This window comes from Ralstonia sp. VS2407 (assembly GCF_052950655.1).
On record NZ_JBRFVG010000018.1, the window covers coordinates 34,123 to 58,401 of the forward strand.

Below are 24,279 nucleotides of genomic sequence, written 5' to 3' on the forward strand. Positions count from 1 at the left end.
GGCGCCCGCAGGCGCCAGCCGGATTGGATCGCTCAAACTGCCGGGGTGGCCGGCACGCGCTCATCGCTACGGTCGCCCGACAGCACGCGAGCCAGCTTGGCGCGATCCAGTTCACGTTCCCAGGCCGAGATCACCACGCAGGCCACGCCGTTGCCGGTGATGTTGGTCAGGGCACGGCATTCGCTCATGAAGCGGTCGATACCGAGAATCAGCACCATGCCCGCCACCGGAATATCCGGCACCACGGCCAGCGTTGCGGCCAGCGTGATGAAGCCGGCGCCGGTGATGCCCGAAGCGCCCTTCGAGGTCAGCATGGCAACGGCCAGGATGGTCAGTTGCTGCGTCCAGGTCAGCTCGATGTTCAGCGCCTGCGAGATGAAGATCACCGCCATCGTCATGTAGATGTTGGTGCCGTCCAGGTTGAACGAGTAACCGGTCGGAACCACGAGGCCCACCACCGACTTCGAGCAGCCCAGCTTCTCCATCTTCTCCATCAGGTGCGGCAGCGCCGATTCCGACGAGCTGGTACCCAGCACGATCAACAGTTCTTCCTTGATATACGACACAAAGCGGAAGATGTTGAAGCCGACCAGCCGCGCAATGATGCCCAGCACCACCACCACGAAGATGATGGCCGTCAGGTAGAACGTACCGACCAGCTTCAGCAGCGGCACCAGCGAGATCACGCCGTACTTGCCGATGGTGAAGGCCATGGCGCCAAAGGCACCGAGCGGGGCCACGCGCGTGATGATGTGCACGATGCGGAAGAACACGTGCGAGATCTGATCGATGAAGTCCGTCACCACCTGGGCGCGGTCGCCGATGGCCGACAGCGCACCGCCAAACAGCAGCGCGATCAGCAGGATCTGCAGGATGTCGCCCTTGGCAAAGGCATCGACCACCGTGCTCGGGATGATGTTGAGCAGGAAGTCGACCGTGCTGGCCGAATGCGCCTTGGCGGCGTACTGGGCAACGGCCTTGGCGTCGATGGTGTTCACATCAACGTTGAAGCCCGCGCCCGGGTTGAAGATGTGGCCAGCAGCTAGGCCAATCACCAGTGCGAAGGTCGAGACGACCTCAAAGTAGATCAGCGCCTTGCCGCCAACGCGGCCCACCTTCTTCATGTCACGCATGCCGGCAATGCCGGAGACGACCGTACAGAAGATGATCGGCCCGATCACCATCTTGATCAGTTGGATGAAGCCATCGCCCAGCGGCTTCATCTTGACGGCAAGTGCGGGCGAAAAATGGCCTAGCAGAACGCCGATGACGATGGCCGCCAGCACCTGTACGTACAGGATTTTATAGAACGGTTTTTTCATGTCTTCCTCGAGTGTCACAGACCGGCCGTGCGCTCAGTTGCTCGCCCGGTCCGACCCGCCCTGGTGTGGTCTCTCTCCTGCCTCGATACGCCGATGTTTCCGGCGCCTCCCGCAGCAGGTCGCTCTTTATTGCAAGGGCTATGCCAACGTCAATTTCAAGGGCCGGCTGCCCGCCAGCCCTTGTACCAGCTTGGTGTGACTACGATGGCACCCGCCTCAGCCGTCGTCAATCCCGGAATCCGCGCACGGAGGGCGTCCAGACATCCGGAAAACATATTGCAACGCAGCATCGCAGCATCGCGTCGCACGCGATCCTGGCGGAACGGTGACATCGGGGCCGTATAATGCCGGCTCGTTACGCAAATCCACATGGGTGCGCCACGCCAGGAAGCTATTTGCATCCTGCCGCGCGCACCGTCACACAGCCCTCCCAGTCTTCTCGGTCCGCCCATGAGCAGCCATTACAAGCACCACGTTTTCTTCTGCCTGAACGAACGCGAGGACGGCTCGCGCTGCTGCGCGGACTTTGGCGCCAAGGCCATGCAGGAATACGCCAAGAAGCGCTGCAAGGAACTCGGCATCAACGGCGAAGGCCGCGTGCGCATCAACAAGGCCGGCTGCCTGGACCGCTGCGAACTCGGCCCCGTCATGGTGGTCTACCCCGAGGCCGTCTGGTACACCTTCGTCGACAAGGAAGACATCGACGAGATCATCCAGAGCCATCTGGTTGAAGGCAAACCGGTCGAACGGCTGATGGTCGACCGCCCCGCCAACGCGTGAGCCCGGCTTTACTGCACCTGTTTTTCCCTTCTCCATGAACGTTCATACCGAAGAACGCCTGATTCCCGGCCCCGTCGGGCAGATCGACCTGTCGATCGACCAGCCGGACACCGCGCCGCGCGGCCTGGCGCTGATCGGCCACCCGCATCCGCTGTTCGGCGGCACCAAGGACAACAAGGTCGCGCAGACCCTGGCTCGCACCTTCGTCGGCTTGGGCTATGTGACGGTGCGCCTGAACTTTCGCGGCGTGGGCAAGACCGAGGGCACGCACGACAACGGTATCGGGGAGCAGGACGACATGCTCGCCGTGCTCGACTGGATGCGTACGCAAACCGAATGGTCCGCCGACGTGGCCACGCTGCCGCTGGCGCTGGGCGGCTTCTCGTTTGGCAGCTTTGTCGTGTCGCAGGTCGCTCGCCGCCTGGCCGAAGCCGGCACGCCCGCCGAGCGCCTGGCGCTGGTCGGCACCGCCACCTCGCGCTGGGATGTCGCGCCAGTGCCGGCAGACACCATCGTCATCCACGGCGAACAGGACGACACCGTGCCGCTGATCGACGTGCTCAACTGGGCGCGACCTCAGGAACTGCCCGTGATCGTCATCCCGGGCGCCGATCATTTCTTCCACCGCAAGCTGCATTTGATCCGGCAGCTCATTACCGGCGCCTGGGCGCCAAAACCGTAACACTCACCCGTTGACTTTCCGGACGCCGCGCCTCCCCCCGTTTTTTCTGGCAGGCGGCGCCCTTGAACTCCAAGCAGACCGCAGGACCCGACATGCAGACCCGCTTCGCCCATTTCACGCCCCTCGCCCTCCATTCCGCCGCCGCAACCGCTGTGGCGGCCGCCGTGCTGGTCACCGCCCTGCCCGCCATGGCGCAGCCGGTGCCGGCCCCGCAAGTGGCGGCCCGCTCGTGGATGCTGACCGACGTGACCAGCGGCCAGGTGCTCGGCGGCGCGAACATGGACGAACGCATCGAGCCCGCCTCGCTCACCAAGCTGATGACGGCCTACCTGGTCTTCGAAGCCGTGCGCGACGGCAAGCTGAAATACGACCAGATGATCACGCCCACCGAGACCGTGCGCACCGTCAAGACCGACGAATCACGCATGTTCCTGCAGGCCGGCAAACCCGTCTCTGTGCGTGAGCTGACGCAAGGTCTGATCATCCAGTCGGGCAACGATGCGGCCCTGGTGCTGGCCGAGGCCGTGGGCGGCACCGAGACCAACTTCGTGATGCTGATGAATCGCGAAGCCGAGCGCCTCGGCATGAAGAACACGCATTTCGCGAACGCCGCGGGCCTGCCCGATCCGAATCACTACTCCACCGCACGTGATCTTTCGATCCTGACATCGGCGCTGATCAAGGATTTCCCGCAGGACTACAAGTTCTACTCGCAGAAGGATTTCACCTATAACAACATCAAGCAGTCCAACCGCAACCGCCTGCTGTGGCTTGATCCGACCGTCGACGGCGGCAAGACGGGCCACACCAAATCGGCCGGCTACTGCCTCGTCACCTCGGCCAACCGTCCGCTGCCGGACGTGCCGGGCGCGAACCGTCGCCTGCTGTCGGTCATCGTCGGCACCAAGAGCGACGCGATCCGCACACAGGAGAGCCTGAAGGTCCTGAACTACGGCTATCAGTTCTTCGATACCGTGCGCCTGTACAAGGCCAAGGAAGCGCTGCAGACGCCGGACGTGTACAAGGGCCAAGCCAAGAGCGTGAAGCTGGGTGTGTCGGAGGACAAGTGGATCACCGTGCCCAAGGGCGCAGGCGCACGCCTGAAGCCGGTGCTCGAGCGCAAGGACCCGCTGATCGCCCCGATCGCCGAGGGCCAGCAACTGGGCACGGTCAAGGTGATGGACGGCTCGACCGTGGTGTCGGAATTCCCGGTCGTGGCACTGGAAGCGGTGCCGGAAGCCGGCTTCGTCGGCCGCACGATCGACGCGGTCAAGCTGTGGTTTAAAAAGAAGTAATCGCCCCCACTTACTTCGACATGACCTCCTCTCACACTCCCCCGCCGGGCCACATTCCGCCCGAACAGTCGCTCATCGAGTACCCGAGCGATTTCCCCATCAAGGTGATGGGGCCGATGCATGACGATTTTGCCGCGACCATCGTCGAGGTCGTCCGCCTGCACGATCCGGAGTTCCACAAAGGGCGCCTGGAAAAACGCCCGTCTTCGAGCGGCAACTACCTGGGCTTGACGGTGATCGTGCGTGCGACGAGCCGCGAACAGCTGGACGCGCTGTACCAGGCGCTGACCAGCCATCCGATGGTGAAAATCGTGCTGTAACGCACCTCTGCGCCACCCGGCAGAATGCAAAACGCCCCGGTCATGCCGGGGCGTTTTGCTGTGTCAGCGCGTTTTTTTGATGCCCGGGCCTCAGCCCTTGGGCACGTGCCCCAGGCAGACCGCGTTGTCGTTCATCAGCCCCGCCAGCTTGAGCTTGAACGCAGCAATCTCCGGCAGCAGCCACGTGCGGAACGCCTGCATCTTGGGCGTCTGCAGCGCGCTGTGCGGGCACACGAAGTAGTAGTTCCACGGACACGGGATCGTCGTCTCGAACAGGCGCACCACACGGCCGGTCAGCAGGTCATTGAAGGCCAGCGTCGGGCGGATCAGCGCAATCCCCTGCCCCGCTGCCGCGGCTTGCAGCAGCAATGACGAATCCTGGAACATCAACCCGCCGCGCGGCTCCGCAAAGCCCTCCACGCCGGCCGCATCGAACCACGGTTTCCATGCCTCGCCTTCGCTGCGCAGCAGGGTCATGCTCGCCATCTCGGCCAGCGTGCGTGGCAGACGACCACCGTTGAACGCAGGGCTGCAGATCGGGAAGAACACATCGTCGAGCAGCTTTTCCACGTACAGGCCCGGATAGTTGCCCGAACCCATGCGCAACGCCACGTCCACCTCTTCGCGCGCGAAGTCGACCAGCGCGGGGCTGGAGAACAGCTCCACCTCCAACTCGGGATGGCGCTCGATGAAGGTGCCGATATGCGGCGTCAGCCAGCGCGCTGCGAACGACGGCATCGTGCTGATGGCCAGGCGGTTGTCGCGGTTGCCGGCGCGCAATTGGTGCGTGGCCTGGGCGATCTGGTCGAGCGCCTCGCGCACCCGATCGGCATAGGCGCGGCCCGCGTGCGTGAGCATGACGCGCTTGCCGCGCCGCTCGAACAGCGGCACGCCCAACTCGTCTTCCAGGGTGCGCATCTGATGGCTGACGGCACCGTGCGTAACGAACAACTCCGTTGCCGCACGCGAAAAACTCTCATAGCGGGCCGCCGCCTCGAACACCCGGAGCGCGCCAAGTGACGGCAAGCGCATCGGTTCGCGGATTTCGGTCATCTTTCCCTCCGGATTTTCGTAGCGCTGCACGGTTTTTATGTGAGCTGCACTATCAAGAAACGCAATATATATCGTTTGGTACAAGGCAACCAAGCGCCTAGACTTCCTTCAACGGCAAGGCCCCATCGCACTGCCGTGAAGGAGCCGATCATGAAAGCTGTACTAACAAAAATTGTATTCACTCTGCAGCCCGGCGAAGTGGTGGCATTGCGCATGCCGGCCAACCAGAATCTGCGCGTCGAAGAAGCCTACGGGCGCGACGTATGGGTCACACATGAGAACAAAGCCGGCGACGAATGGCTGCACGCAGGCGGCAGCGTTGCCGTGAAGCGCGGTGAAGAAATCGTCGTCTCGGTAGACCCGAAAGCCCTCGGCCCCGTGGCACTGGCAGTCGAAGCGACTGATGGCCACATGCCGCGCCAGCCATGGCACGTCACGAATGGGTGGCGCCACACGCTGGCCGCGCTTGGGTGGAACGAGCACGCCGAGACGCCCATCGTGGCCGCCTGAGCCCGCAATCTGTTTTGAGTCTCCTTTTGCGGCAGATACCGCAAAAGCCGATGCCGGCGCCGATGCCTCCCATCGCGTCGGCATCTTTTTTGGCTCAACCCTGCAGGCGAAGCGGACAAAGGCGCAGGGCGCCCGAACCTGCCCTGCGCTACACTCGCGGGCATGATTCCGATTGACATCGTCGAGCGCGGCCTGCAGGACTACGCCACCTGCTTCGACGAAATGCAGACCTTCACCGCACAGCGCGGCCCCGATACACCCGACACGATCTGGCTGGTCGAACACCCTCCGGTGTTCACGCTCGGCTTGGCGGGCGATCCGGCGCATCTGTTGGCTCCCGGCAACATCCCGCTGGTGAAAGTCGATCGTGGCGGCCAGATCACTTACCACGGTCCGGGCCAAGTCGTCGCTTACCTTTTGCTGGATCTGCGCCGCCGCGGGCTGTTCGTGAAGGCGCTGGTTGATGCCATTGAGGCGGCCGTTATCGAGACGCTCGCCACGTATAATGTCGCCTCCGAACGCAAGGCTGGCGCCCCCGGCATCTACCTGTCGGGCGGGCCGCATGCTGGCGCCAAGATCGCCGCGCTGGGCCTGAAGATCCGCAACGGCTGCAGCTACCACGGCGTGAGCCTGAACCTGGCGATGGACCTGTCGCCCTTCACGCAGATCAACCCGTGCGGCTATGCCGGCCTGGAAACCGTCGACATGGTGACCGCCGGCGCCCGCGATGCGTCCGGACGCGCCGTCGATGCGAACGACTGGCAAACCGTTTCCCGCGACCTGGCCAATGCGCTGGTCGCCCAATTGCAGCAACGCGCGCAAGCGCACCCCGCCGAGGCCGCTACCACTTAGCGCCCGGAAATGCACGAGCCGCAAGCCCGTGCGGAGAACACGATGACCGATTCCGCCGCCGGCGCCACTGAAGTCGCCACCCCTGCCACCCCGTCGAACAAGCCGTACGACGCGACGGCCAAGCAGAAGTCGCTCGACAAGACCGCACGCATTCCCATCAAGATCGTGCCGGCCGAGAAGCTCAAGAAGCCGGATTGGATTCGCGTGCGCGCCGCCACCGGCAACTCGCGCTTCTACGAAATCAAGGACATCCTGCGCGCTAACAACCTCGTGACGGTGTGCGAAGAGGCGAGTTGCCCGAACATCGGCGAGTGCTTCGGCAAGGGCACGGCCACGTTCATGATCATGGGCGACAAGTGCACGCGCCGCTGCCCGTTCTGCGACGTCGGGCACGGCCGCCCGGACCCGCTCGACGTGAACGAGCCGGAAAACCTGGCCAAGACGATCGCCGAGCTCAAGCTCAACTACGTCGTCATCACGAGCGTCGACCGCGACGACCTGCGTGACGGCGGTGCCCAGCATTACGTCGACTGCATCTCGCGCACGCGCGCCCTGTCGCCGGCCACGCGCATCGAAGTGCTGGTGCCGGACTTCCGCGGCCGCCTGGAGAAGGCGCTGGACATCCTCCAGGAATGCCCGCCCGACGTGATGAACCACAACCTCGAAACGGTGCCCCGCCTGTACAAGCAGGCGCGCCCGGGGGCGGACTACGCGCACTCGCTCAAGCTGCTGAAGGACTTCAAGGCCCGCAACCCGAACGTGCCGACCAAGTCCGGCCTGATGGTCGGCCTGGGCGAGACCGATGAGGAAATCCTCGAAGTCATGCGCGACATGCGCGAGCACGACATCGATATGCTGACCATCGGCCAGTATCTGGCGCCGTCGGGCCACCATCTGCCGGTGCTGCGCTACGTGCACCCCGACACCTTCAAGATGTTCGAAGAGAAGGCGTACGAGATGGGCTTCACGCACGCTGCGGTTGGTGCAATGGTGCGCAGTTCATACCACGCGGATCAGCAGGCACACGAAGCCGGCGTGGTCTGACCAAGCCGGAACGCTGCAGAAACAAAAAGGGCCTTGGGGTAAAACCCAAGGCCCTTTTGCTTTGGTGCGGCTCGATCAGGCTTGCGAAGCGGCGTCCTTCGGATACGAGGCATCGCCGTTCCACGACAGATAGCCGTAGGTGTCGGCCTGGCGATCGGCGCCCTGCGTGTAGACGTCGTACTTGGCAGCAGCGCCGTCGGTGTACGGATCGGCCTTGGCGATTGCACCATCGGTGTACGGGTCAGCCTTGCCGACGGCACCTTGGGTGTACGGGTCGAAGCGATCGTTCTTCCACGACAGGTAGCCGTAGGTATCAGCTTGGCGGTCGGCACCTTGGGTATAGACGTCGTACTTGGCGGCAGCGCCCTGTGTGTACGGATCAGCCTTGGCGACAGCACCTTGCGTGTACGGATCAGCATTGCTTTGGACAGCAGCGGCGGCCGGCTGCGCTGTCAGAAGAGCGGCGGAAGCCGAGACCGTGGCCACCAGGGCCAGCAAAGCGTTACGGGAGAAGGCGGTTGCGAGACGGGTGTTCATGATGGGCTCCTGATCTGTCTGGATATTCGGTTGCGCTCAGTTCGTTGCGCTTGTGATCAGAATAGATCGTTGCCCTCTATGGATAAATGGAAGATCGAAGAAAAGACTGTTCTTCATAAATCAACAATTGATCAGAGCCGGCCATTTATCTAGAGATCCATGGATCACATTCACACAACTTTTTTCTAGCTGCCATGCAAGGAAAACCGCGTACGTCGACGCGGTTTTGACTGTGAGCGGCGAACCTACTGCTGCGCTGGATGCCCCGGGCGGGGCGCGCCAGCGGGTTCCGCTACCGGGCGCCCCGCCTGCTTATTGCGCCACCAACCCATCAGCGTCAATGCCAGCCAGAAAAACTGGGTGAGAAACGACGCAAGATTGAACGACCCCATCAGCGAAATCAGGATGCAAATCGGTCCAAGCAGGTTGAGGCGAACGGCAAATGCGCCGGTCGGCGGCTTATGCAGGACCTGCACGCCAAAGTGCGCGGAAACATAAGCGGCGACGCCGACCAGACCGACAACGTCGGTAAAACCCAGGGAGGCCATGGTGTGTGCTTTGAAAGCAGAGGTTGAAGAGAAAGGGTTGCAGGTAAAGCGCCGTCGCCCGCCGCTCAGTACGTCGCCGTCAGCTTGAGTGCGACCGTGCGCCGGCCGAGCGTCATGCGATCCGTGCCGTTGCGGGCTGAGAATTGATGGGCATAGGCAGGTGCGTCCGCGCCGGTCAAAGCAGCAGACAGCGTCAAGAACTTGTTGATGGGCCGCGAGAGTTCAATACGGTAGTCGGTAAAACTGAATGCGCTGTGGTTACGCACGTGTTCGTGGCCGACGTGCAGTCCGAGCGTGAAGTTGTTCGGCAAGGGCACGGCCCAGTTGGCTTCGGCGTAGGTGGAACCGCGGCTGCCGTGATCGATGCCGTCCGCCAGCGAATTGCCATCGAAGCCGAAGTAGTTCGACAGCGTCGTCCATAACTTGACCGACACGCCGCGCCAGCCCGCGCCGACCATCCATTCCGTGTAGTCGTAGCCGGTGGCGGGGCCGCCGCCAGCGGCCTTGTCGTAGCGGGCACCGGGATACCAGTAGCGGTAGAGCCCGGTGGTCAACTCCACGCCATGCGCAACGGTCGTGGCATAGCCGAGGTAGGTATCGATCTCGGCATGCGCGCCTGCGATGACGTGGTCGCTAACTTGGGAACCCCACACGCCGGCGTAGAAGCCGCTCGGCGCGGTGTAATCGATGCCGGCTTGCAGGGCAGGTTTTCCCCATGTCTGGCGCAGGCCGCGCGACACATATTGCGAGACAACGGATGCATTGGCCGACCAGCGCTTGTCCTCGCCAGCCGGCACATCATCCGCCAGTGCGGGCAGCGGGGCAGCACACGCCGCCGCACCACCCAGCATCGTCACGACTTTCCGCCAGCGCATCAGGCCACCACCAGTTCACTGGCGACCAGCGGTTTGGCAGGCGCCTGCAGCGGCGATTTGCCATGCACATAGAACGCCGCATCCGACCGCGCGAGCGGCGCCACACCGCGAATCCGGTCGGCGATCTTCTCGGCGATCATGATCGTCGGCGCATTCAGGTTGCCGGTGACGATGCGCGGCATGATCGATGCATCGACCACGCGCAGGCCCTGCAAGCCATGCACACGGCCTTCGTTGTCGACCACGGCCATCGGATCGTCTGCCGAACCCATCTTGCAGGTGCAGGACGGATGCAGCGCAGTCTCGGCGTGTTGCCGTACGAAGGCGTCGATCTCGGCGTCGGTCTGTACGTTCGGGCCTGGGCTGATCTCGCGACCGCGGTATTGGTCGAACGCACGCTGCGCGATGATGTCGCGCGTGATCCGCACACCAGCGCGAAACTCACGCCAATCCACGTCATGCGCCATGTAGTTGAAGAGGATGCGCGGCTTGTCACGCGGGTCGCGCGAAGCGAGCTTCACGTAGCCTCTGGATGGCGAGCGCATCGAACCCACGTGGCACTGGAACCCATGCATCTTCACCGGGTTGCTGCCGTCGTAGTTCACGGCCAGCGGCAGGAAGTGGTACTGGATGTTTGGCCATTCGAAGCTGTCATCGCTGCGGATGAAGCCGCCCGCCTCGAAGTGGTTGCTGGCGCCGGGGCCGGTGCCGTGCATGTACCACTCCAGCCCGACCTTGGGCTTGTTGTACCAAAGCGTGTTTTCGTAGATGGACACCGGACGCAAACACTCGTACTGGATGTACATCTCCAGGTGGTCCTGCAGGTTCTCGCCTACACCGGGCAGATGTGCGACCGAGTGGATGCCCAGCGCACGCAGCTCGTCCGCATGGCCCACGCCTGAGCGCTGCAGCAACTGCGGCGAAGCGATGGCGCCGCTGGTGACGATCACTTCGCGGCGCGCACGCCATGTTTCGCGGTTGCCGTCCATCAGCGCCTCGACGCCCACGGCACGCGTGCCATCGAAGATCACGCGATCGGCCAGCACGCGCGGCAGCACCGTCAGCGTGGATCGCTTGCGTGCATCGTCGAGGTAGCAGAGCGATGTGCTGGCACGGCGGCCCTTGGCGGTCACGGTGCGGTCCATCGGGCCCAGGCCTTCCTGGCGATAGCCGTTCAGGTCGTCCGTGGCGGGAATGCCGGCTTGCTCACCGGCTTCGATAAAGGCGTGGAACAGCAGGCTGTTGTCCTGCTTGGGCGTGGTGACCTGCAGCGGACCGGAATCTCCATGCCAGTCGTTGGCGCCCTTGTCATACGTTTCCGATTTTCGGAAGTACGGCAGGCAGTCGGCATACGTCCAGTCGGCCAAGTTGAAATCGCTCGCCCAGCGCTCATAGTCCATCGCGTTGCCGCGAATGAAACACATGCCATTGATGAGCGACGACCCGCCCAGCCCCTTCCCGCGGCCCTGCGACATGCGGCGGTTGTTCATGTGCGGCTCGGGCTCGGTTTCGTAGGCCCAGTTGTACGTGGTGCCTTGCAGCGGATACGCCAGCGCCGCCGGCATCTGCGTGCGGAAATCCCAGCGGTGGTCGGGGCCGCCGGCCTCGAGCAGCAGCACGGTCACGTCGGGGTCTTCGGTCAGGCGCGCAGCCAGCACACAGCCGGCAGAGCCCGCACCCACGATGATGTAGTCGTATTCCTGTACGGTGGTTGTGGTCAAAAGATGCCCTCCCGTTCTTACGCTGCGTCCGCGCCGAACCAGCCCATCGGCTGCGGAGCGAGGTTGATGTAGCTGTGCTTGAGTTCGGTGTACTCGTCCAGGCCGCCGCGACCCAGTTCGCGGCCGATGCCGCTGGCCTTGTAGCCGCCCCACGGCGCTTCAGGAAAGTACGGGTGATAGTCGTTGGCCCACACGGTGCCGAAACGCAGTGCGCGGGTCACGCGGTTTGCGCGGTTCAGGTCGGCCGTCCACACAGCGCCGGCCAAGCCGAACGGCGTGGCGTTGGCACGGCGCACGGCTTCTTCTTCGGTGGAAAAACGTTCGACGGTCAGCGCCGGGCCGAAGATTTCTTCGGTGGCGATCTTCATGTCGTCGCGCACGTTGGCGAGCACGGTCGGCTCCAGCCAGAAGCCGCGCTCGAACGCCTTGCCCTCCGGCGCCTTGCCGCCACAGCGCAGCACGGCACCTTCCTGCACGCCGGCCTGGATCATGTTGAGGATCTTCTGGCGCTGGAATGCGGATTGCACCGGGCCCATCTCCGTGCCTTCGGCAAAGCCGTTGCCGATACGGATGCGCTTGACGCGCTCGACCAGCGCATCGACAAAGCGGTCGTGGATACCGTCTTGCAGCATCAGGCGCGATCCAGCCGAGCACACTTGGCCCGCGTGGAAGAACGCCGCGTTGACCGCGTAGTCGACGGCGGTATCGGAATCCGCGTCGTCGAAGATGATGTTCGGGTTCTTGCCGCCCAGCTCCAGGGCGATCTTCTTGAAGTTGCCGACGGCCGCGTTCATGACCGCCGCGCCGGCAACCGCGCCGCCCGTGAACGACACGAGATCCACGTCCAGGTTGCGCGACAGCTCGGCCCCGGCCTCGCCCGCACCGGTGACAAGATTGAACACGCCCGCCGGCACGCCGACTTCAATCAGCAGCTCGGTAAAGCGGTGCGTGGTGAGCGGCGTCAGGTTGCTCGGCTTGACGACGACGGTGTTGCCCGCGCCCAGCGCCGGTGCGATCTTCCAGGCGGCCTGCAGCAGCGGGTAGTTCCACGGCGTGATGAGGCCGCACACGCCCACCGGCTCGCGCAGCGTGCGGCTGATGACGGTGCCCGGTGCCTCGTTGATGAGACCGGACTCTGTGGCGACCAGGCCCGCGAAATAGCGGAAGGTCGCCGCAATGCCGTCCATGTCCCAGCGGCTTTCGGTGATGGTCTTGCCGGTGTTGAGCGATTCGAGCGTGGCGAGGTTCTCTGCGTCGGCGTCGATGGCGTCGGCAATGCGGTTGAGCAGGCGGGCGCGCTCACGCGTGCCGGTCTGGCGCCACGGGCCTTCGTCAAACGCGCGGCGGGCAGCGGCAATGGCACGCTGCACATCGGCCACTGAGGCATCCGCCGCCTGCGTCAGAACGCCTTCGGTGGCGGGATCGACGATGTCGCGATATACGCCGCCCTCGGGCTGCACCCATTGCCCGTCGATGTAGAGATCAAGACGGAGGGCCAGCGTGGCGGAACGGAAATCGGTGGAAAGGGAAGCTTGCGTCATATCCATTACCCCTGAGGATGGTTGGCGCGCAAAGAAGTCGGCGCCTGAAATGCCGCACCGGGCGTCCTGTCAGACGGCGATCCGATGCGGCGACCCTGAAATTCACTGTTGGTGTTTTTATTTACCTTTGGAGAATTTTGGACTAGTCTAGGAAAAATTAGTTGCTTCAGGCCAATCGTTATGGCCTAACAACATCACATAGCTATAAATTTTTCCTATAGACAGCGCGCTATACTTTCGCGAATCACTTCCAGTAAATCCGCCTCATGACCGCCGCAGCACTTCCGCCGCCAGACGGCCCGCTCGATGACGACAGCTTTGCCGGCCGCCTCAAAGGCGTGCTGACGCGCGGCCGCATCCAGCTCAAGCAAGTGGCGGCAGCGCTGGGGGTGTCGCCCTCCGCTGTCCACAAATGGACGCGCGGCGGCGAGATCGAATACGCCAACCTGCTCGCGTTGGCCCGCTTCCTGAACGTGAACTGGCTGTGGCTGCGCTACGGCGACCGCGCCCTGGCCGACCTGGAAGCGAGCCTGACGACCGACGCCCGCGCCCGCGAGGGCCGCCAAAAGCACATCGCCGCGATCATGGAAAGCGAGGCACGCATGACCTTCGCGCAGGAGATTTCCGGCGTGGTCACGTGGGAGTGGAACCTGCTGACGGACGCGGTGGCGTATTCACCCAATGTCGCACGCCTGTTTGGTCGGCCGATCCGCACGCTGGAAGATTTTTGGCAATGCGTGCTCCCTGAAGACGTGCCCGGAGTGCAGGCTGCGGTCTCGCAGAACCTGAGTGCGGGCGGCGTCTACGAGCATGAATTTCGCATTGCGCCGGCGCCGGACGTGGTCCGCTGGATCGTTTCGCGAGCGACGCTGGTGCGCGACGCGCAGGACCGGCCAATCAAGATGATCGGCCTGAGCCTGGACACCACCGAGCGCCACACCGCCGAAGCGGCCTTGCGCGATTCGGAGGCGTTGCTGGCCAAGGCACAGCAGATCGCCCATCTCGGCAGCTGGATCTGGGAACCCGGCAGCGACGCGTGCCGCTGGACAGATGAGGCCTACCGGATCTTCGGCTGGGTCCCGCAAGCCACGCCGGTGACGATGGCGCGCTACCTGGACGCCATCGTTCCCGCAGACCGTGCCCGCGTGCAGGCCGTGCTGGACCGCGCCGTGGCCTCGCGCCAACCGTATCGCGTCGAATACACCATCACCCTGCCCGGCGGCTCGTTTCGCCATCTTCGTGAAGAAGGCGAAGCGCAGGACCCGGCGGCAGCCACGCCCACGATGATCGGCGCGGCGCAGGACATTACCGCCGAAGTGGAAGCACAAGCCGCCTTCCGCGACAGCGAGGCCAAGCTGCGGACGTTGTTCGAGCAGGCGCCGGTCGGTATCGCGCAGGTTAGCCTGGAAGGTCGCTGCCTGCGCGCCAACCCATGGCTGTGCACGCTGCTGGGCCAGCCCGAAACGGCGCTGCAACAGCGCACGCTGCTTGACCTCACCCACCGCAACGACCTCGCCCGCCATTTGCGCCAATACGGCGAATTGCTCGCCGGCACGGTGCCCGCGTATGCGCTCTCGCTGCAATTGGTACGAGGAGATGGCTCCGCCGTGCCGGTGCGCATCACCACGTCCTTGGCGCGTGATCCGGCTACAGACACGCCCCTGCATCTGATCACCGTGGTCAACACGGTGCCCGAGACGGGCGCGTCGTAGCCCCGGCCCCGCCCTGACGTCACAGACGTCGCCTACCCACAACCCCGGTCGCTCAGTGCGACTTTTTCCGGCATGCCTGGAGGGCCGGCATAGACCCCAGAAAACCATCAGTTCATTTATGAACCTCCAGTAACTCAAGCGCCACATCCCGCTTTTTCGGAACTGGCGCTTACAGAACAAGGAGATCGGCTTTGGCTTCTTCCTCCGCCGCCCGCGCGGCACATCATCGACGCACGCTGCAGTGGGGCTACCGCTGGGCGCTCTGGGCCGCGGTCTTATGGGGCGCCTGGTACGTGCCCGGCACGGCCGTCTGGCATGAATCGCCGTTTGCCGGGATGGACCTTTCGGACCCGCGCGTCTTCCTGGTCTGCGCGGCTGTCATCACGGCGTTCCATAGCGTCATGGTGATGATCTTCCAGTGGGTATGGCTCGGCTCCCTCGGCAAGCTGAGCGACTACTTCCGCACCCTCGGCCAGTTTCGCAAGATCTCGCGTTGGTACTTCATTGCGGCAGTCGTCGGCGGGCTGATGGCCAACTTCGGTTCGTATCTGGCGATGGGCTATGTCGGTGCCGTGTTCGCGGCTGTGGCCGGGCTGCTGTATCCAGTGGTGGGCGCGACGGTAGCCAAGCTTTGGTACAACGAGCGCATCAGCGCGCGGGCAGCGGTGGGCATCGCCATCATCATCCTGGGCGGCGTGGCGATTTACGGCCCGGCACTGGTGGCCGAATCGCACAGCGGCAGCCATCAGTGGATCGGCTACCTGGGTGGCGCCATGGCGGCGATCGGTTGGGGCCTGGAAGGCGCGATCGTCGGCCGCGCCATGGATGTGACGGACCCCGACTGCGGCGTCTCCATCCGCTACACCGCCGAGGCCATCTACTGGGTCGTCCTCATCCTGCCGGCCATCGCGCTGTTTGCGCATGTGCCCGTGCCCGTTACGGAGATTGCCTCGGGCATTGTCCACAGCAAGGCGCTGCTGTGGCTGGTCGTGGGCGGCGTCACCTTCTCGTTCTGCGCGGTGGCCTGGTACAAGTCGTTTCCGCTGATCGGCGTGGGGCGCGGCCAGGCGCTGGGCGCGTTCTACGCAATGTTCGCCACCCTCTTCACGGCCATCTTCACGCTGCAGTTTCCGGAGTGGTATTTCCTGATCGGGCTGGCGCTGGTGATCTTTGGCGGCTTCGTGATGGTGTCGGAAAGCTCGGAAAACCTGGAAGTCATCCGCGGCGGCGCGGCACCTGCAACCACGGAGACGCACGCATGAAACTGCACATGAAGGGCTACGTCCTGCAATTGCTCGCGGGCAGCGACATGCTGTGGGACAGCGAAATCGCCCATCGCACCTGCATCGAATACGGCAAACCCGAAGACGAATACTGGACGGGCAGCATTCGCGCCATCCTCGCGGATCTCTACTCCGGCGGCCTGGTGCAAACGGCTGAAGACACGTTGGACGAAGCCACCGGCAAGGTGCACTTCCGCTACGCCATCACCGAGTTTGGCCGTCAACGCATGACCGATACCGGCCTGCTGGACATCGAACCGAAGGAGACCACGCAATGACGCAGTATTGGGGCTATCCGTTTGCCGATGTGCTGGCGATCTTGTTGATCGTCGGGCTGAGCGCGCTGGCGCTGTATCAGGCACGCACATACACGAAGCAGCTCTGACACAGAAGCGACGAAAAAAACGGCCCGCCGGCAGACCACGCCGGCGGGCCGCTTCTGTTTGGATACCGCTTATGCGCTCAGCGCCGGATCAGACGCGCTGATGCGGCCGGTTTCAACGTGGCCGGCAAGGCGACGCGCGAAACCGGCATCGGTGCTGGCCGTGACGGTCAGGTCGTACCAGGCGTGCTGGCTGCGCAGGTCTAGGTACACCGACGCATCGTCACCGCCGCGCACTTCCCGCTGCACGCTCTCGCCCGTGTACGCGCTCTTGATGGTGAAGACGGTAGGCGCGCGGCCATGATTGATGAGGCGAAGTTGCAGGTTGCCGTTGGCCACATCGTAGCCTTCCTTCACCTCCAACGCGCGGCCATGCGGGCGCAGCAGGCCCGACAGCGTGAGCTTGCCGACGAAGCGGCGCAGGAAGCCGTTCGGGCCGTGCACCGTGAAGTCGTAGGCGCCGCCCGCGTTCACGGCCAGCTTGTCCGACAGGCGCTTGCCTGCTTCCACCGTGTAGGTGCGCGGCGCGTCCGGGCTGCCGACTGTGTAGACGAGGAAGGCGGCGCCCACGTCGCCGGTGTTCACGAATTCCAGTTGGAACTTGCCGGCGGCTTCATCCTGGCGGCCGCGCACGAACAGCTCGTACGGCAGCGCACGCGATGGGCGCAGGCCGGCTTCCTGCTTCGGCAAGGCCTGCACCAGCGGGGGCAGCGGCACGTAGCTGGCGTGGCGCAACTTGTCTTTCGGCACATAGGCGGCGGTGCTCGGCAGCGTGGGCACCACCTCGTTGGGCGTGGCGAAGTTGAACGCCGACGTCAGATCGCCGCACACAGCGCGACGCCACTTCGAGATGTTGGGCGAGCGCACGTTGTGCGTGCGCTTGAAGCGCTGTTCGATGAAACGGATGATCGACGTGTGGTCGAACGTTTCCGAGCACACGTAGCCGCCCTTGGACCACGGCGACACCACGAGCATCGGCACGCGCTGGCCCAGGCCGTAGCTGCCGGCGCCGTATGTGCTGTTGCCCGGAAAGTATTCGCCCGTGGTGTCCACCGTCGACAGGCCGTTGCTGCCCGACGATGCAAACGGCGGGACGAGGTGGTCGAAGAAGCCGTCGTTCTCGTCATACGTGACGAACACCGCCGTCTTGCTCCACACCTCGGGGTTGGAGGTCAGGATCTGCAAGACCTGATCGATGTACCAGGCGCCATAGTTGGCCGGCCAGTTCGGGTGCTCGGAGAACGCTTCCGGCGCGGCAATCCACGACACTTGCGGCAGCGTGCCGTTCTGCACGTCGCGCTTGAGGACGTCGAAGTAACTGTCGCCGGCAGAAGCATTGGTGCCGGTGCGTGCCTTGTCGTACAACGGGCTGCCGGGCTGCGCGTTCTGGTATTGCTTGAAGTACAGCAGCGAGTTGTCGCCGTAGTTGCCGATGTAGGCGTCGCTCGTCCAGCCCCAGGAGCCCGCGGCGTCGAGGCCCGTGCCGATGTCCTGATAGATCTTCCACGAGATGCCGGCGGCCTCCAGCACTTCCGGATACGTCGACCAGCCGTAGCCGGCTTCTGCGTTGTCGATCACGGGGCCGCCGCCGACGTTGTCGTTGCCGACATAGCCCGTCCACATGTAGTAGCGGTTCGGGTCGGTCGACGTGGGCGTGGCGCAGTGGTAGGCGTCGCAGATGGTGAACGCATCGGCCAGCGCGTAGTGGAACGGAATGTCCTGGCGCGTCAGATAGGCCATCGTCGTGGTGCCCTTGTGCGGAACCCAGCCGTCGTAACGCCCGCCGTTGACGGCGAGGTGCGTGTCGTTCCAGCCATGCGGCAGGTCTTGCAGGAACTGCAGGCCCAGATCGGGCGCGCTCGGGCGGAACGGCAGCACTTCGCCCACGCCGCCGGCCATCGGCTGGTGCCACACGCTCTTGCCGTTGGGCAGCGTGACGGTGCGCGTATCACCGTACCCGCGCACGCCCTTGAGCGTGCCGAAGTAATGGTCGAATGATCGGTTCTCCTGCATGAGGATCACGATGTGCTGCACGTCTTCGATATTGCGGTGCGCGTTATGGGCCGGAATGGCCAGTGCCTGGCGGATGCCTTCGGGCACCGCACCCATGGCTGCGGAGGCAGCAGCCAACTGGGCAGCGGAACGGAGAAAACCACGGCGACTGTTGGAGGTCATGTTCTCGTCCTGATGTCTGTGTTTTTTTGGGGGGGGTGGGGGGACAACACGGGGCAGCGACTGACTGAGCGCACGCAACGAGATCAGTCGACGGTGTGGATCACGGGAGGCACCCGCAGATGACCCCCTGATGACTTCAGCGGGCCGAACCGTGCGGCGCGGCCGTCTACTCACCAGGCGCTAAGGTAGAAAGGATTCATGTCGGTTACGTGAAGATGACTCACGCGCCGGCTTCGTCACCCGCCCCCTCAAAGTCATCAAATTTTGTTGCAACTGCGAATCATTCTCACCTACACTGCAGCGCACCAAATGGCGCCTTGGCGCACAAACCTAGACGGATAACCCCTTGCAGCGCCCACCGGGTCGCTGCATGCCCCGCCTGCCTCAGAAGCGGCCCCTACATCTGGACCCCCTGTGCTGCAGGGCCGAGCCCCCGCTCGCCTGCACACGCTCATGTCCCGTAGGAGCCCTCGTGCAACGTCGATCTGATACCGCCGCCAAGACTCAAACCGCATCCGCTGCCGCCGCGGCCGGCAACTTCCGCCTTGAATCCATTCCCGCGCTGCTCGAAGTGGGCGTGCAGGCCGAACATTGGTCAGCGGCACAACAACTGGCACGGCGGCGAGTGCTGTCGCGCCTGCTCCAGGCGCTGTTTCGTGAAGCGCTGCTCAACGCAGACCAGCTCATCGCCGATACACGCGCCGATGTGACGCTGTTGCCGATCTGGCAGCAGCGCGTGCTGTTGCGCTTCACCGGTTTGCGGCCAGGCGCGCTCGGGAGCTGGACATTGACGGGCGACGTCGCTGTGCTGGCGCACGACCGCCCGCCGACGCCCATTGAGCGTCCATCCGCCCTGCTCAACTGGATCACGCCCATGCTGGATATTGGCGATGCCACCGACGCCCACCGCCTGGCCGCCATCGCCCGGCTCGCGACGGAACTGGACAACAGCCAGGACAACGACACGCTGTGCCAGGCCTATCGACTGGTCTGGGGTGAGCGTCTCGCCGCCGAGCATCGCGTTGCGGCGTCGCAAGACGCGCTCGCCCTGCTCTGCGGCGACGGCACGCCGCACGCCCTGGCGCGTACCGAGCAGTGGGGCACCGGCGGGCATCCGTGGCATCCGGCCTACAAGACGCGGCTGGGGCTCGCGCCCGAGCAGGTGATCGCACTCTCGCCGGAGTTCGAGGCGCAGGTGCCCATCGGCGTGGTGGCAGTGGCGGCCCATCGCCTGCAGGTCACCACGATGGAGGGTGTGCAGCCGTACGCCCACTGGTTCGCGGCGACCTTCCCCGAAACCATGGCGGCGTTTCGCAAAGCCTTGCTGGCACGCCAGCTCGCGCCCGAAGCCTGGCTGCCGCTGCCCGTTCACCCATGGCAGCGCGACACGACGCTCGGCGAGACCTTCGCCGCTGAATTTGCCGCAGGCGAATTGATCAACCTGCCGGGCATCAGCATTGCCGCCCGCCCGACGATGTCATTCCGCACCGTGGCCGCGACCGACGCGCCTGGCGGCCCGATGCTCAAGCTGCCGGTCAGCATGCGGCTGACCAGCGTTGAGCGCACCGTATCGCCAAAATCGGCGGTGATGGGGCCACGCGTGAGCGCCCTGCTGGAACGCATCCTCGCGACCGACGCAGGATTGGCGAGCGTCCTGTCGATCGTGCCAGAACGTCACGGCATCCACGTGGCCGGCACGGATGACGATCGCGCCCGGCATCTGTCGATGATCGTGCGCGACAACCCCACCACGCGCATTGCCAGCAACGCGCGGTTGCTGCCGGTCGGCGCCCTCTTCACGCCGGATTTCACCGCAGACATGACGCAGGCAGCGGCGCCCCTGCTGCTCGACACCGTGCTGGCGCGCCAGGCCGATGGCACCCGCACCGAGCGAGCCGCACGTTTCTTCACCGCCTATCTGCGCGTCGCCATTCCGGCCATCGTCGGCCTCTATCTGCGTTACGGCATTGCGTTGGAAGCGCATCAGCAGAACACCTTCGTCGTCATCAGCGAGGCCGGCATGCCGGAGCGGCTGGTGGTGCGTGACTTTGGCGACGTGAAGATCGCGCTGCCGACGCTGCAGGCACAGGGCTTCTCGATCGAACCGTTCCGCGCCGGCCATACGACGTATCCCGATCGGGACATCCCCCGCAAGAAGCTCATCCACGCCTTCCTGCTTTGCCATATCGGTGAACTGGCGCTGGCGCTGTTCCCGGACCATGGCAGCACGGTCGGGCTGCGCCAATGGCATGAGGCCATGCAGGCCGTGTTCGATGCGAACCGCCCAGCGCTGGATGCCGACACCTGGGCGCACGAGCGCCACGCGCTGCTCGAAGCGCCATGGACGTTCAAGACGTTCGTCCGCATGCGCCTGCGCGACCAGTCCGACGACATGCATGCCGCGTTGCCCAATCCGTTGGCTGCAGCAGCTCGCGCATGAACCCTCCAACGACTGTGGACGCGTGGCGGGGGGCCATCCGGTGGCTCCTCGTCATCCAGGCCCTTTCAATGGGCGCAATGGAAATGACGGGGCCGTTCTGGCCGCTGTTCCTGCGCGAGCTGTCACCGGTGCCGCATGTGCCGTTCGCGTGGGTGGCGAGCGCAGCGTACTTTGCGCCGATGGCCGCCACGCTCGTCACCGCGCCGTGGTGGGGGCGCCTGGCCGACCGCGTCGGGCCCAAGCCGATGATCCTGCGGGCGCTGGTCGCGCTGGCGGCGTCACAGCTGTGGTCGGTCTATGCAGACTCGGCGGCGAGCGTGCTGTTGGCGCGCACGGTGCAAGGTGGCCTCGCCGGCTTCCTGGCGGCCGCACAGATCTACGCGATGCGCGTGGCGCCGCCTGACATGCGCCGACGCGTCTTCGCCGATCTGCAGACCGTCACGGCGTGTGGCAGCTTCATGGCGCCGCCGGTCGGCGCGTGGCTCGTGGGGTTGATGGGCTTCCGGATGGCCAACACGGCGGGGGCGGTCGTGATCCTGGCGTGCATTCCGCTGGCGATGTTCTGCCTGCCCGCGATCAAGCCCGCTCCGAGGTCAGAAACCGAGCGGGACACCGATGCTCGCCAGGCACGTCGCGCGCCGCTGGGCGGTTTGGTGATCGGCCTGCTGCTCGGCATGGTGGCAGTGCAGGCCGCGCGCGTCATGCCGCAAAGCTTCCTCGCGCCGTATATCACCGAGACGCTGCATGGGTCGGTGATGCTAGCAGGTCTGGCGTACAGCGCCACGGCCGCGACACTGGCGTTGTCTGCGCGCTGGTGGGCAAAGCGCTTTGCGGGTCTGCCCACACATGTCACGCTGGGGCGCGTCTGTGTCTTGACCGCCGCCTGCGGCCTTACTGCGCTCTGGCAGGGCGTCGCGCAAGGGGAAGCCGCGTTCCTCGCTGCGCGCCTGGCGTGGGGCCTCTGTCTGGGCGGGCTGCTACCGGTCCTCAATAGCCTGGTGGCAGAAGGCAGCCCGGAAGATCGTCAAGGCTTTGCCCTGGGGTTGTGCAGCAGCGCAGCCAAGGGCGGTGCGCTCATCGGCTTGGGCGTGGCGGCGTTGTCGACGGGTCTGTTTGGGTGGCGTGCGGGCTTTATCGCCATGACCGCCATGTACCTGGCGGCACTGCTTGCCCTGCTGGCAATACGCCGTGCAGCCTCACCACATGCAGCATCGGCTGCGGGGCGGGCTCAACGCGCCTGACGTCCGGCGCGCCGCTGCAGCTGCGTCTGCTCGGCGCGCCAGGCGAGGTAACCGAGGCCGAGAAACGGCCACAGCCAGCCGATCCATTGCGACAGGCTGTTGAAGTGGACGAAACGCCCCAGCCGCCAGCTTTGTGCCGACACCCACGAATACGGGCTCGGCGGCAACACGTTGGACAGGATGATCAGCGCGATCAGCAGGGCCATGGCCAGCGCACCGCGCAGCCAACGCGGCAGGCGCACCAGCAGCACCAGCACCAGCGAGCCGACGACCAGCCCGAAACGCGCGCCGGATGAGAGCCAATCCCACGCGCCGCCCAGCGGAAACTGCAACACCGTCGCCCCCGCCTTCACCAGCAGCGCGCCGGCCAGCAACGCAGCCAGCAGGCGCAGCATGGGCGCCCCACGGCGCATGGCCACGCTGGCCAGCAGCCCCGAGCCGATCCAGCTGCAAGCGGTGATGAGCGCTTCCAGCAGCTCCTGACGCTGCAGTGCTTCCGGGTGCGCCGTCAGCTTGTCCTGCCAGTCGAACAGCTCCGGAAACCACCCGTTGAGGAGATTGACGACAAACGCATCCGGCGATGGATCGAGCAGGATGCTGCGGATCACGCCGCCCATGCTGAAGAGGAATTCCTGGGGAAAAATCTGTGCGAACGGCCACACCAGCATCAGCAGGATCGCAAAGGTCGCATGCGGCTCGAACCAACGTCGGCGCAGCCGGCGCAGCCCACCCCGATCGATGAGCCGCGCTGCAAACGGCAGCATCACGATGCCGCCCAGCAAGGCGCCCAGCGTATTCGTCGCCAGATCGACATTGGAGGACACGCGCGTGGGCAGATAGGTCTGGATCGCCTCCATGGCGCCCGAGAGCAACAGCCCGGCCAGCAGCGACAGCAGCACCGCGCGCCAGCCGGTGAAGCGTGGATGCAGCGCCAGCACCGTCAGCATGCCCAGCGGCATGTAGCCCCACACGTTGGTGAGCAGGTCGAAGCCGGTGTTGTAGCGCGGCAGCGGTGCGCTCAGAAAGGCAAACGGCGAAACGCCGGTGTCTGTCCAGCCGGCAAACGGATACAGGCTGGCGTAGACAACCAGCAGCACGAACCACCCCAGCCCGGCGCGTGCAAGCGGCGAGTGGCGATGCGGAGTGGGTGCGGCGGGTTGCGAGTGGAAGTCCGTCACCGGAAGAAGCTATCTAGGAGGAGGAGCGGACGTGCCCGGAAGAAACCGCCCATGATAGCGTCCGATGCCGCTCTTCACGGATGGTTCCTCCATCCGGTTGAGAGGTTGAGGTATCAGCGCCGGCGCGTACCAAATGCGGCCCCGGGTGTTGCAGGGGCGGCCGTAGTCGACGCCGCCAGCGGCAAACCCGCCACCCAGTCGAGCACCTCGCCGATGGCCTTGTCGGACGCCTGCGTGAGCGCCGTCACCCCACCCGCTGCGTCAGGGCTGGGCGCGGGCGCATCAGCCTGCACCACGCGCTGGTCGATCACGCCGCGCGCCAGCGACACCGTCGCGCGCAGCCGCACCACGCCCCGGCTGGCCTCGGGCCGGTCGAACACCTGTGAGAAGTCGACCAGCTCGACGCGCAAGCTCGGCACATCGGGCGTGGGATAGCCGACCACATGGCCGCGCGCGGCCGCCGCGTTGCGCAAACGCGCGTCGAACAGGTTCACGGGCGACTCCACCCAGCGGCTGTTGGCGTAGGCGTCGGTGCGCTGGCTTTGTGCATAGGCGAGCCGGTAGTAGATGGCGTTGCCATCCATCCAGCCGGGGCCGGCCACATCGGCCACGCGCAAGGCGGTGGGCAGGCGTGCGCCTGCGCTGGTGGCTGGCGCGAGCCCAAAGTCATACAGGGCGGCGGGCGCCACGGGCGCGCCGGAGCAGGCTGCCAGAAGCGACAGCGCCATCAAAGCGGGCAGCGCGTGCACGCGGCAGAACACAGCAGACAACATCGGCATGGAATCTCC

Annotated in this window: 22 protein-coding genes; 12 read left to right on the forward strand and 10 right to left on the reverse strand. The window is 64.9% G+C overall.

Annotation, left to right across the window (positions count from 1 at the left end):
- Nucleotides 1–32: 32 nt before the first annotated feature.
- Nucleotides 33–1,322 carry a dicarboxylate/amino acid:cation symporter gene (locus ACU8YE_RS22070; protein WP_232041797.1) on the reverse strand — a complete coding sequence of 430 codons (1,290 nt, stop codon included), beginning with the start codon at nt 1,320–1,322 and terminating at the stop codon, nt 33–35.
- Between the two features lie 450 nt (nt 1,323–1,772).
- Here ACU8YE_RS22070 and ACU8YE_RS22075 point away from each other — a divergent pair, with 450 nt between their 5' ends.
- From ACU8YE_RS22075 to ACU8YE_RS22090, 4 genes are all read left to right on the forward strand, one after another.
- Nucleotides 1,773–2,102, forward strand: a complete 330-nt coding sequence (locus ACU8YE_RS22075) for a (2Fe-2S) ferredoxin domain-containing protein (protein WP_045202559.1) — start codon at nt 1,773–1,775, stop codon at nt 2,100–2,102.
- Nucleotides 2,103–2,136: 34 nt separating this feature from the next.
- A complete protein-coding gene (locus ACU8YE_RS22080; protein WP_232041796.1) occupies nt 2,137–2,784 on the forward strand; it encodes an alpha/beta hydrolase in 648 nt (215 codons plus the stop codon).
- Nucleotides 2,785–2,876: 92 nt separating this feature from the next.
- A complete protein-coding gene (locus ACU8YE_RS22085) occupies nt 2,877–4,079 on the forward strand; it encodes a D-alanyl-D-alanine carboxypeptidase family protein (protein WP_446929614.1) in 1,203 nt (400 codons plus the stop codon).
- 20 nt (nt 4,080–4,099) lie between these two features.
- Entirely contained in the window at nt 4,100–4,399 is a 300-nt protein-coding gene (locus ACU8YE_RS22090) for a DUF493 family protein (protein WP_446929615.1), read from the forward strand.
- A gap of 90 nt (nt 4,400–4,489) precedes the next feature.
- Here ACU8YE_RS22090 and ACU8YE_RS22095 read toward each other — a convergent pair whose 3' ends face one another.
- Complete coding sequence (locus tag ACU8YE_RS22095) at nt 4,490–5,452, reverse strand: transcriptional regulator GcvA (protein ID WP_446929616.1); 963 nt, start codon at nt 5,450–5,452, stop codon at nt 4,490–4,492.
- A 150-nt stretch (nt 5,453–5,602) separates the two neighbouring features.
- Between ACU8YE_RS22095 and ACU8YE_RS22100 the strand changes: the two genes are divergently transcribed.
- The 3 genes from ACU8YE_RS22100 to lipA all read left to right on the forward strand — a co-directional run bounded on the left by ACU8YE_RS22100 (nt 5,603) and on the right by lipA (nt 7,858).
- The gene (locus ACU8YE_RS22100) at nt 5,603–5,962 is read left to right on the forward strand and encodes a DUF2917 domain-containing protein (RefSeq protein ID WP_446929617.1); all 360 of its coding nucleotides are present in this window, start codon (nt 5,603–5,605) and stop codon (nt 5,960–5,962) included.
- Between the two features lie 162 nt (nt 5,963–6,124).
- A complete protein-coding gene (gene lipB / locus ACU8YE_RS22105; RefSeq protein WP_446929618.1) occupies nt 6,125–6,814 on the forward strand; it encodes a lipoyl(octanoyl) transferase LipB in 690 nt (229 codons plus the stop codon).
- A 42-nt stretch (nt 6,815–6,856) separates the two neighbouring features.
- Nucleotides 6,857–7,858 carry a lipoyl synthase gene (gene lipA / locus ACU8YE_RS22110; protein WP_004633801.1) on the forward strand — a complete coding sequence of 334 codons (1,002 nt, stop codon included), beginning with the start codon at nt 6,857–6,859 and terminating at the stop codon, nt 7,856–7,858.
- 75 nt (nt 7,859–7,933) lie between these two features.
- Here lipA and ACU8YE_RS22115 read toward each other — a convergent pair whose 3' ends face one another.
- The 5 genes from ACU8YE_RS22115 to ACU8YE_RS22135 form a co-directional block, all read right to left on the reverse strand.
- Nucleotides 7,934–8,395 (reverse strand): hypothetical protein, encoded by a 462-nt coding sequence (locus ACU8YE_RS22115; RefSeq protein WP_414560117.1) that lies wholly within the window; start codon nt 8,393–8,395, stop codon nt 7,934–7,936.
- Between the two features lie 245 nt (nt 8,396–8,640).
- Nucleotides 8,641–8,943, reverse strand: a complete 303-nt coding sequence (locus ACU8YE_RS22120; RefSeq protein ID WP_045202433.1) for a CBU_0592 family membrane protein — start codon at nt 8,941–8,943, stop codon at nt 8,641–8,643.
- Between the two features lie 65 nt (nt 8,944–9,008).
- On the reverse strand, nt 9,009–9,818 hold the full coding sequence (locus tag ACU8YE_RS22125; RefSeq protein WP_343618428.1) for a TorF family putative porin: 810 nt from the start codon (nt 9,816–9,818) through the stop codon (nt 9,009–9,011).
- The gene (betA, locus tag ACU8YE_RS22130) at nt 9,818–11,539 is read right to left on the reverse strand and encodes a choline dehydrogenase (protein ID WP_446929619.1); all 1,722 of its coding nucleotides are present in this window, start codon (nt 11,537–11,539) and stop codon (nt 9,818–9,820) included. Before betA ends, ACU8YE_RS22125 begins: the two co-directional genes overlap by 1 nt.
- Nucleotides 11,540–11,556: 17 nt before the next feature.
- The gene (locus ACU8YE_RS22135; RefSeq protein ID WP_446929620.1) at nt 11,557–13,080 is read right to left on the reverse strand and encodes an aldehyde dehydrogenase family protein; all 1,524 of its coding nucleotides are present in this window, start codon (nt 13,078–13,080) and stop codon (nt 11,557–11,559) included.
- Nucleotides 13,081–13,346: 266 nt separating this feature from the next.
- Here ACU8YE_RS22135 and ACU8YE_RS22140 point away from each other — a divergent pair, with 266 nt between their 5' ends.
- The 3 genes from ACU8YE_RS22140 to ACU8YE_RS22150 all read left to right on the forward strand — a co-directional run bounded on the left by ACU8YE_RS22140 (nt 13,347) and on the right by ACU8YE_RS22150 (nt 16,353).
- The gene (locus tag ACU8YE_RS22140) at nt 13,347–14,792 is read left to right on the forward strand and encodes a PAS domain-containing protein (RefSeq protein WP_446929621.1); all 1,446 of its coding nucleotides are present in this window, start codon (nt 13,347–13,349) and stop codon (nt 14,790–14,792) included.
- Nucleotides 14,793–14,983: 191 nt separating this feature from the next.
- Nucleotides 14,984–16,054 carry a DMT family transporter gene (locus tag ACU8YE_RS22145; RefSeq protein ID WP_232041784.1) on the forward strand — a complete coding sequence of 357 codons (1,071 nt, stop codon included), beginning with the start codon at nt 14,984–14,986 and terminating at the stop codon, nt 16,052–16,054.
- The gene (locus ACU8YE_RS22150; RefSeq protein ID WP_232041783.1) at nt 16,051–16,353 is read left to right on the forward strand and encodes a hypothetical protein; all 303 of its coding nucleotides are present in this window, start codon (nt 16,051–16,053) and stop codon (nt 16,351–16,353) included. Before ACU8YE_RS22145 ends, ACU8YE_RS22150 begins: the two co-directional genes overlap by 4 nt.
- 176 nt (nt 16,354–16,529) lie before the next feature.
- Here the strand turns inward: ACU8YE_RS22150 and ACU8YE_RS22155 are convergent, their stop codons facing one another.
- Nucleotides 16,530–18,632 carry a phosphocholine-specific phospholipase C gene (locus tag ACU8YE_RS22155; RefSeq protein ID WP_446929622.1) on the reverse strand — a complete coding sequence of 701 codons (2,103 nt, stop codon included), beginning with the start codon at nt 18,630–18,632 and terminating at the stop codon, nt 16,530–16,532.
- A 472-nt stretch (nt 18,633–19,104) separates the two neighbouring features.
- On the opposite strand from ACU8YE_RS22155, the gene ACU8YE_RS22160 reads away from it, so the two are divergent.
- Together ACU8YE_RS22160 and ACU8YE_RS22165 are read left to right on the forward strand one after the other, a co-directional pair.
- Nucleotides 19,105–21,072 (forward strand): NRPS-independent rhizoferrin synthetase, encoded by a 1,968-nt coding sequence (locus ACU8YE_RS22160; RefSeq protein ID WP_446929623.1) that lies wholly within the window; start codon nt 19,105–19,107, stop codon nt 21,070–21,072.
- Nucleotides 21,069–22,313 carry a rhizoferrin export MFS transporter gene (locus ACU8YE_RS22165; protein WP_446929624.1) on the forward strand — a complete coding sequence of 415 codons (1,245 nt, stop codon included), beginning with the start codon at nt 21,069–21,071 and terminating at the stop codon, nt 22,311–22,313. Before ACU8YE_RS22160 ends, ACU8YE_RS22165 begins: the two co-directional genes overlap by 4 nt.
- On the opposite strand, the gene ACU8YE_RS22170 is transcribed toward ACU8YE_RS22165, so the two are convergent.
- Both ACU8YE_RS22170 and ACU8YE_RS22175 read right to left on the reverse strand, forming a co-directional pair.
- Nucleotides 22,301–23,491: a VanZ family protein gene (locus ACU8YE_RS22170; RefSeq protein WP_446929625.1), complete on the reverse strand. Its 1,191-nt coding sequence runs from the start codon at nt 23,489–23,491 to the stop codon at nt 22,301–22,303. The two genes, ACU8YE_RS22165 and ACU8YE_RS22170, sit on opposite strands and share 13 nt — an antisense overlap.
- A gap of 113 nt (nt 23,492–23,604) precedes the next feature.
- Nucleotides 23,605–24,270, reverse strand: a complete 666-nt coding sequence (locus ACU8YE_RS22175) for an ABC-type transport auxiliary lipoprotein family protein (protein ID WP_446929626.1) — start codon at nt 24,268–24,270, stop codon at nt 23,605–23,607.
- Nucleotides 24,271–24,279 lie beyond the last annotated feature (9 nt).

Bases quoted from the DNA above. Each gene is read 5' to 3' on its own strand.
- ACU8YE_RS22135 (WP_446929620.1), bottom strand. From the start codon at position 13,080: ATGACGCAAGCTTCCCTTTCCACCGATTTCCGTTCCGCCACGCTGGCC.
- ACU8YE_RS22100 (WP_446929617.1), top strand. From the start codon at position 5,603: ATGAAAGCTGTACTAACAAAAATTGTATTCACTCTGCAGCCCGGCGAA.
- ACU8YE_RS22080 (WP_232041796.1), top strand. From the start codon at position 2,137: ATGAACGTTCATACCGAAGAACGCCTGATTCCCGGCCCCGTCGGGCAG.
- ACU8YE_RS22140 (WP_446929621.1), top strand. From the start codon at position 13,347: ATGACCGCCGCAGCACTTCCGCCGCCAGACGGCCCGCTCGATGACGAC.
- ACU8YE_RS22175 (WP_446929626.1), bottom strand. From the start codon at position 24,270: ATGCCGATGTTGTCTGCTGTGTTCTGCCGCGTGCACGCGCTGCCCGCT.
- lipA (WP_004633801.1), top strand. From the start codon at position 6,857: ATGACCGATTCCGCCGCCGGCGCCACTGAAGTCGCCACCCCTGCCACC.
- ACU8YE_RS22165 (WP_446929624.1), top strand. From the start codon at position 21,069: ATGAACCCTCCAACGACTGTGGACGCGTGGCGGGGGGCCATCCGGTGG.
- ACU8YE_RS22155 (WP_446929622.1), bottom strand. From the start codon at position 18,632: ATGACCTCCAACAGTCGCCGTGGTTTTCTCCGTTCCGCTGCCCAGTTG.
- ACU8YE_RS22070 (WP_232041797.1), bottom strand. From the start codon at position 1,322: ATGAAAAAACCGTTCTATAAAATCCTGTACGTACAGGTGCTGGCGGCC.
- ACU8YE_RS22115 (WP_414560117.1), bottom strand. From the start codon at position 8,395: ATGAACACCCGTCTCGCAACCGCCTTCTCCCGTAACGCTTTGCTGGCC.
- lipB (WP_446929618.1), top strand. From the start codon at position 6,125: ATGATTCCGATTGACATCGTCGAGCGCGGCCTGCAGGACTACGCCACC.
- ACU8YE_RS22075 (WP_045202559.1), top strand. From the start codon at position 1,773: ATGAGCAGCCATTACAAGCACCACGTTTTCTTCTGCCTGAACGAACGC.
- ACU8YE_RS22095 (WP_446929616.1), bottom strand. From the start codon at position 5,452: ATGACCGAAATCCGCGAACCGATGCGCTTGCCGTCACTTGGCGCGCTC.
- ACU8YE_RS22125 (WP_343618428.1), bottom strand. From the start codon at position 9,818: ATGCGCTGGCGGAAAGTCGTGACGATGCTGGGTGGTGCGGCGGCGTGT.
- ACU8YE_RS22085 (WP_446929614.1), top strand. From the start codon at position 2,877: ATGCAGACCCGCTTCGCCCATTTCACGCCCCTCGCCCTCCATTCCGCC.
- ACU8YE_RS22090 (WP_446929615.1), top strand. From the start codon at position 4,100: ATGACCTCCTCTCACACTCCCCCGCCGGGCCACATTCCGCCCGAACAG.
- ACU8YE_RS22120 (WP_045202433.1), bottom strand. From the start codon at position 8,943: ATGGCCTCCCTGGGTTTTACCGACGTTGTCGGTCTGGTCGGCGTCGCC.
- ACU8YE_RS22150 (WP_232041783.1), top strand. From the start codon at position 16,051: ATGAAACTGCACATGAAGGGCTACGTCCTGCAATTGCTCGCGGGCAGC.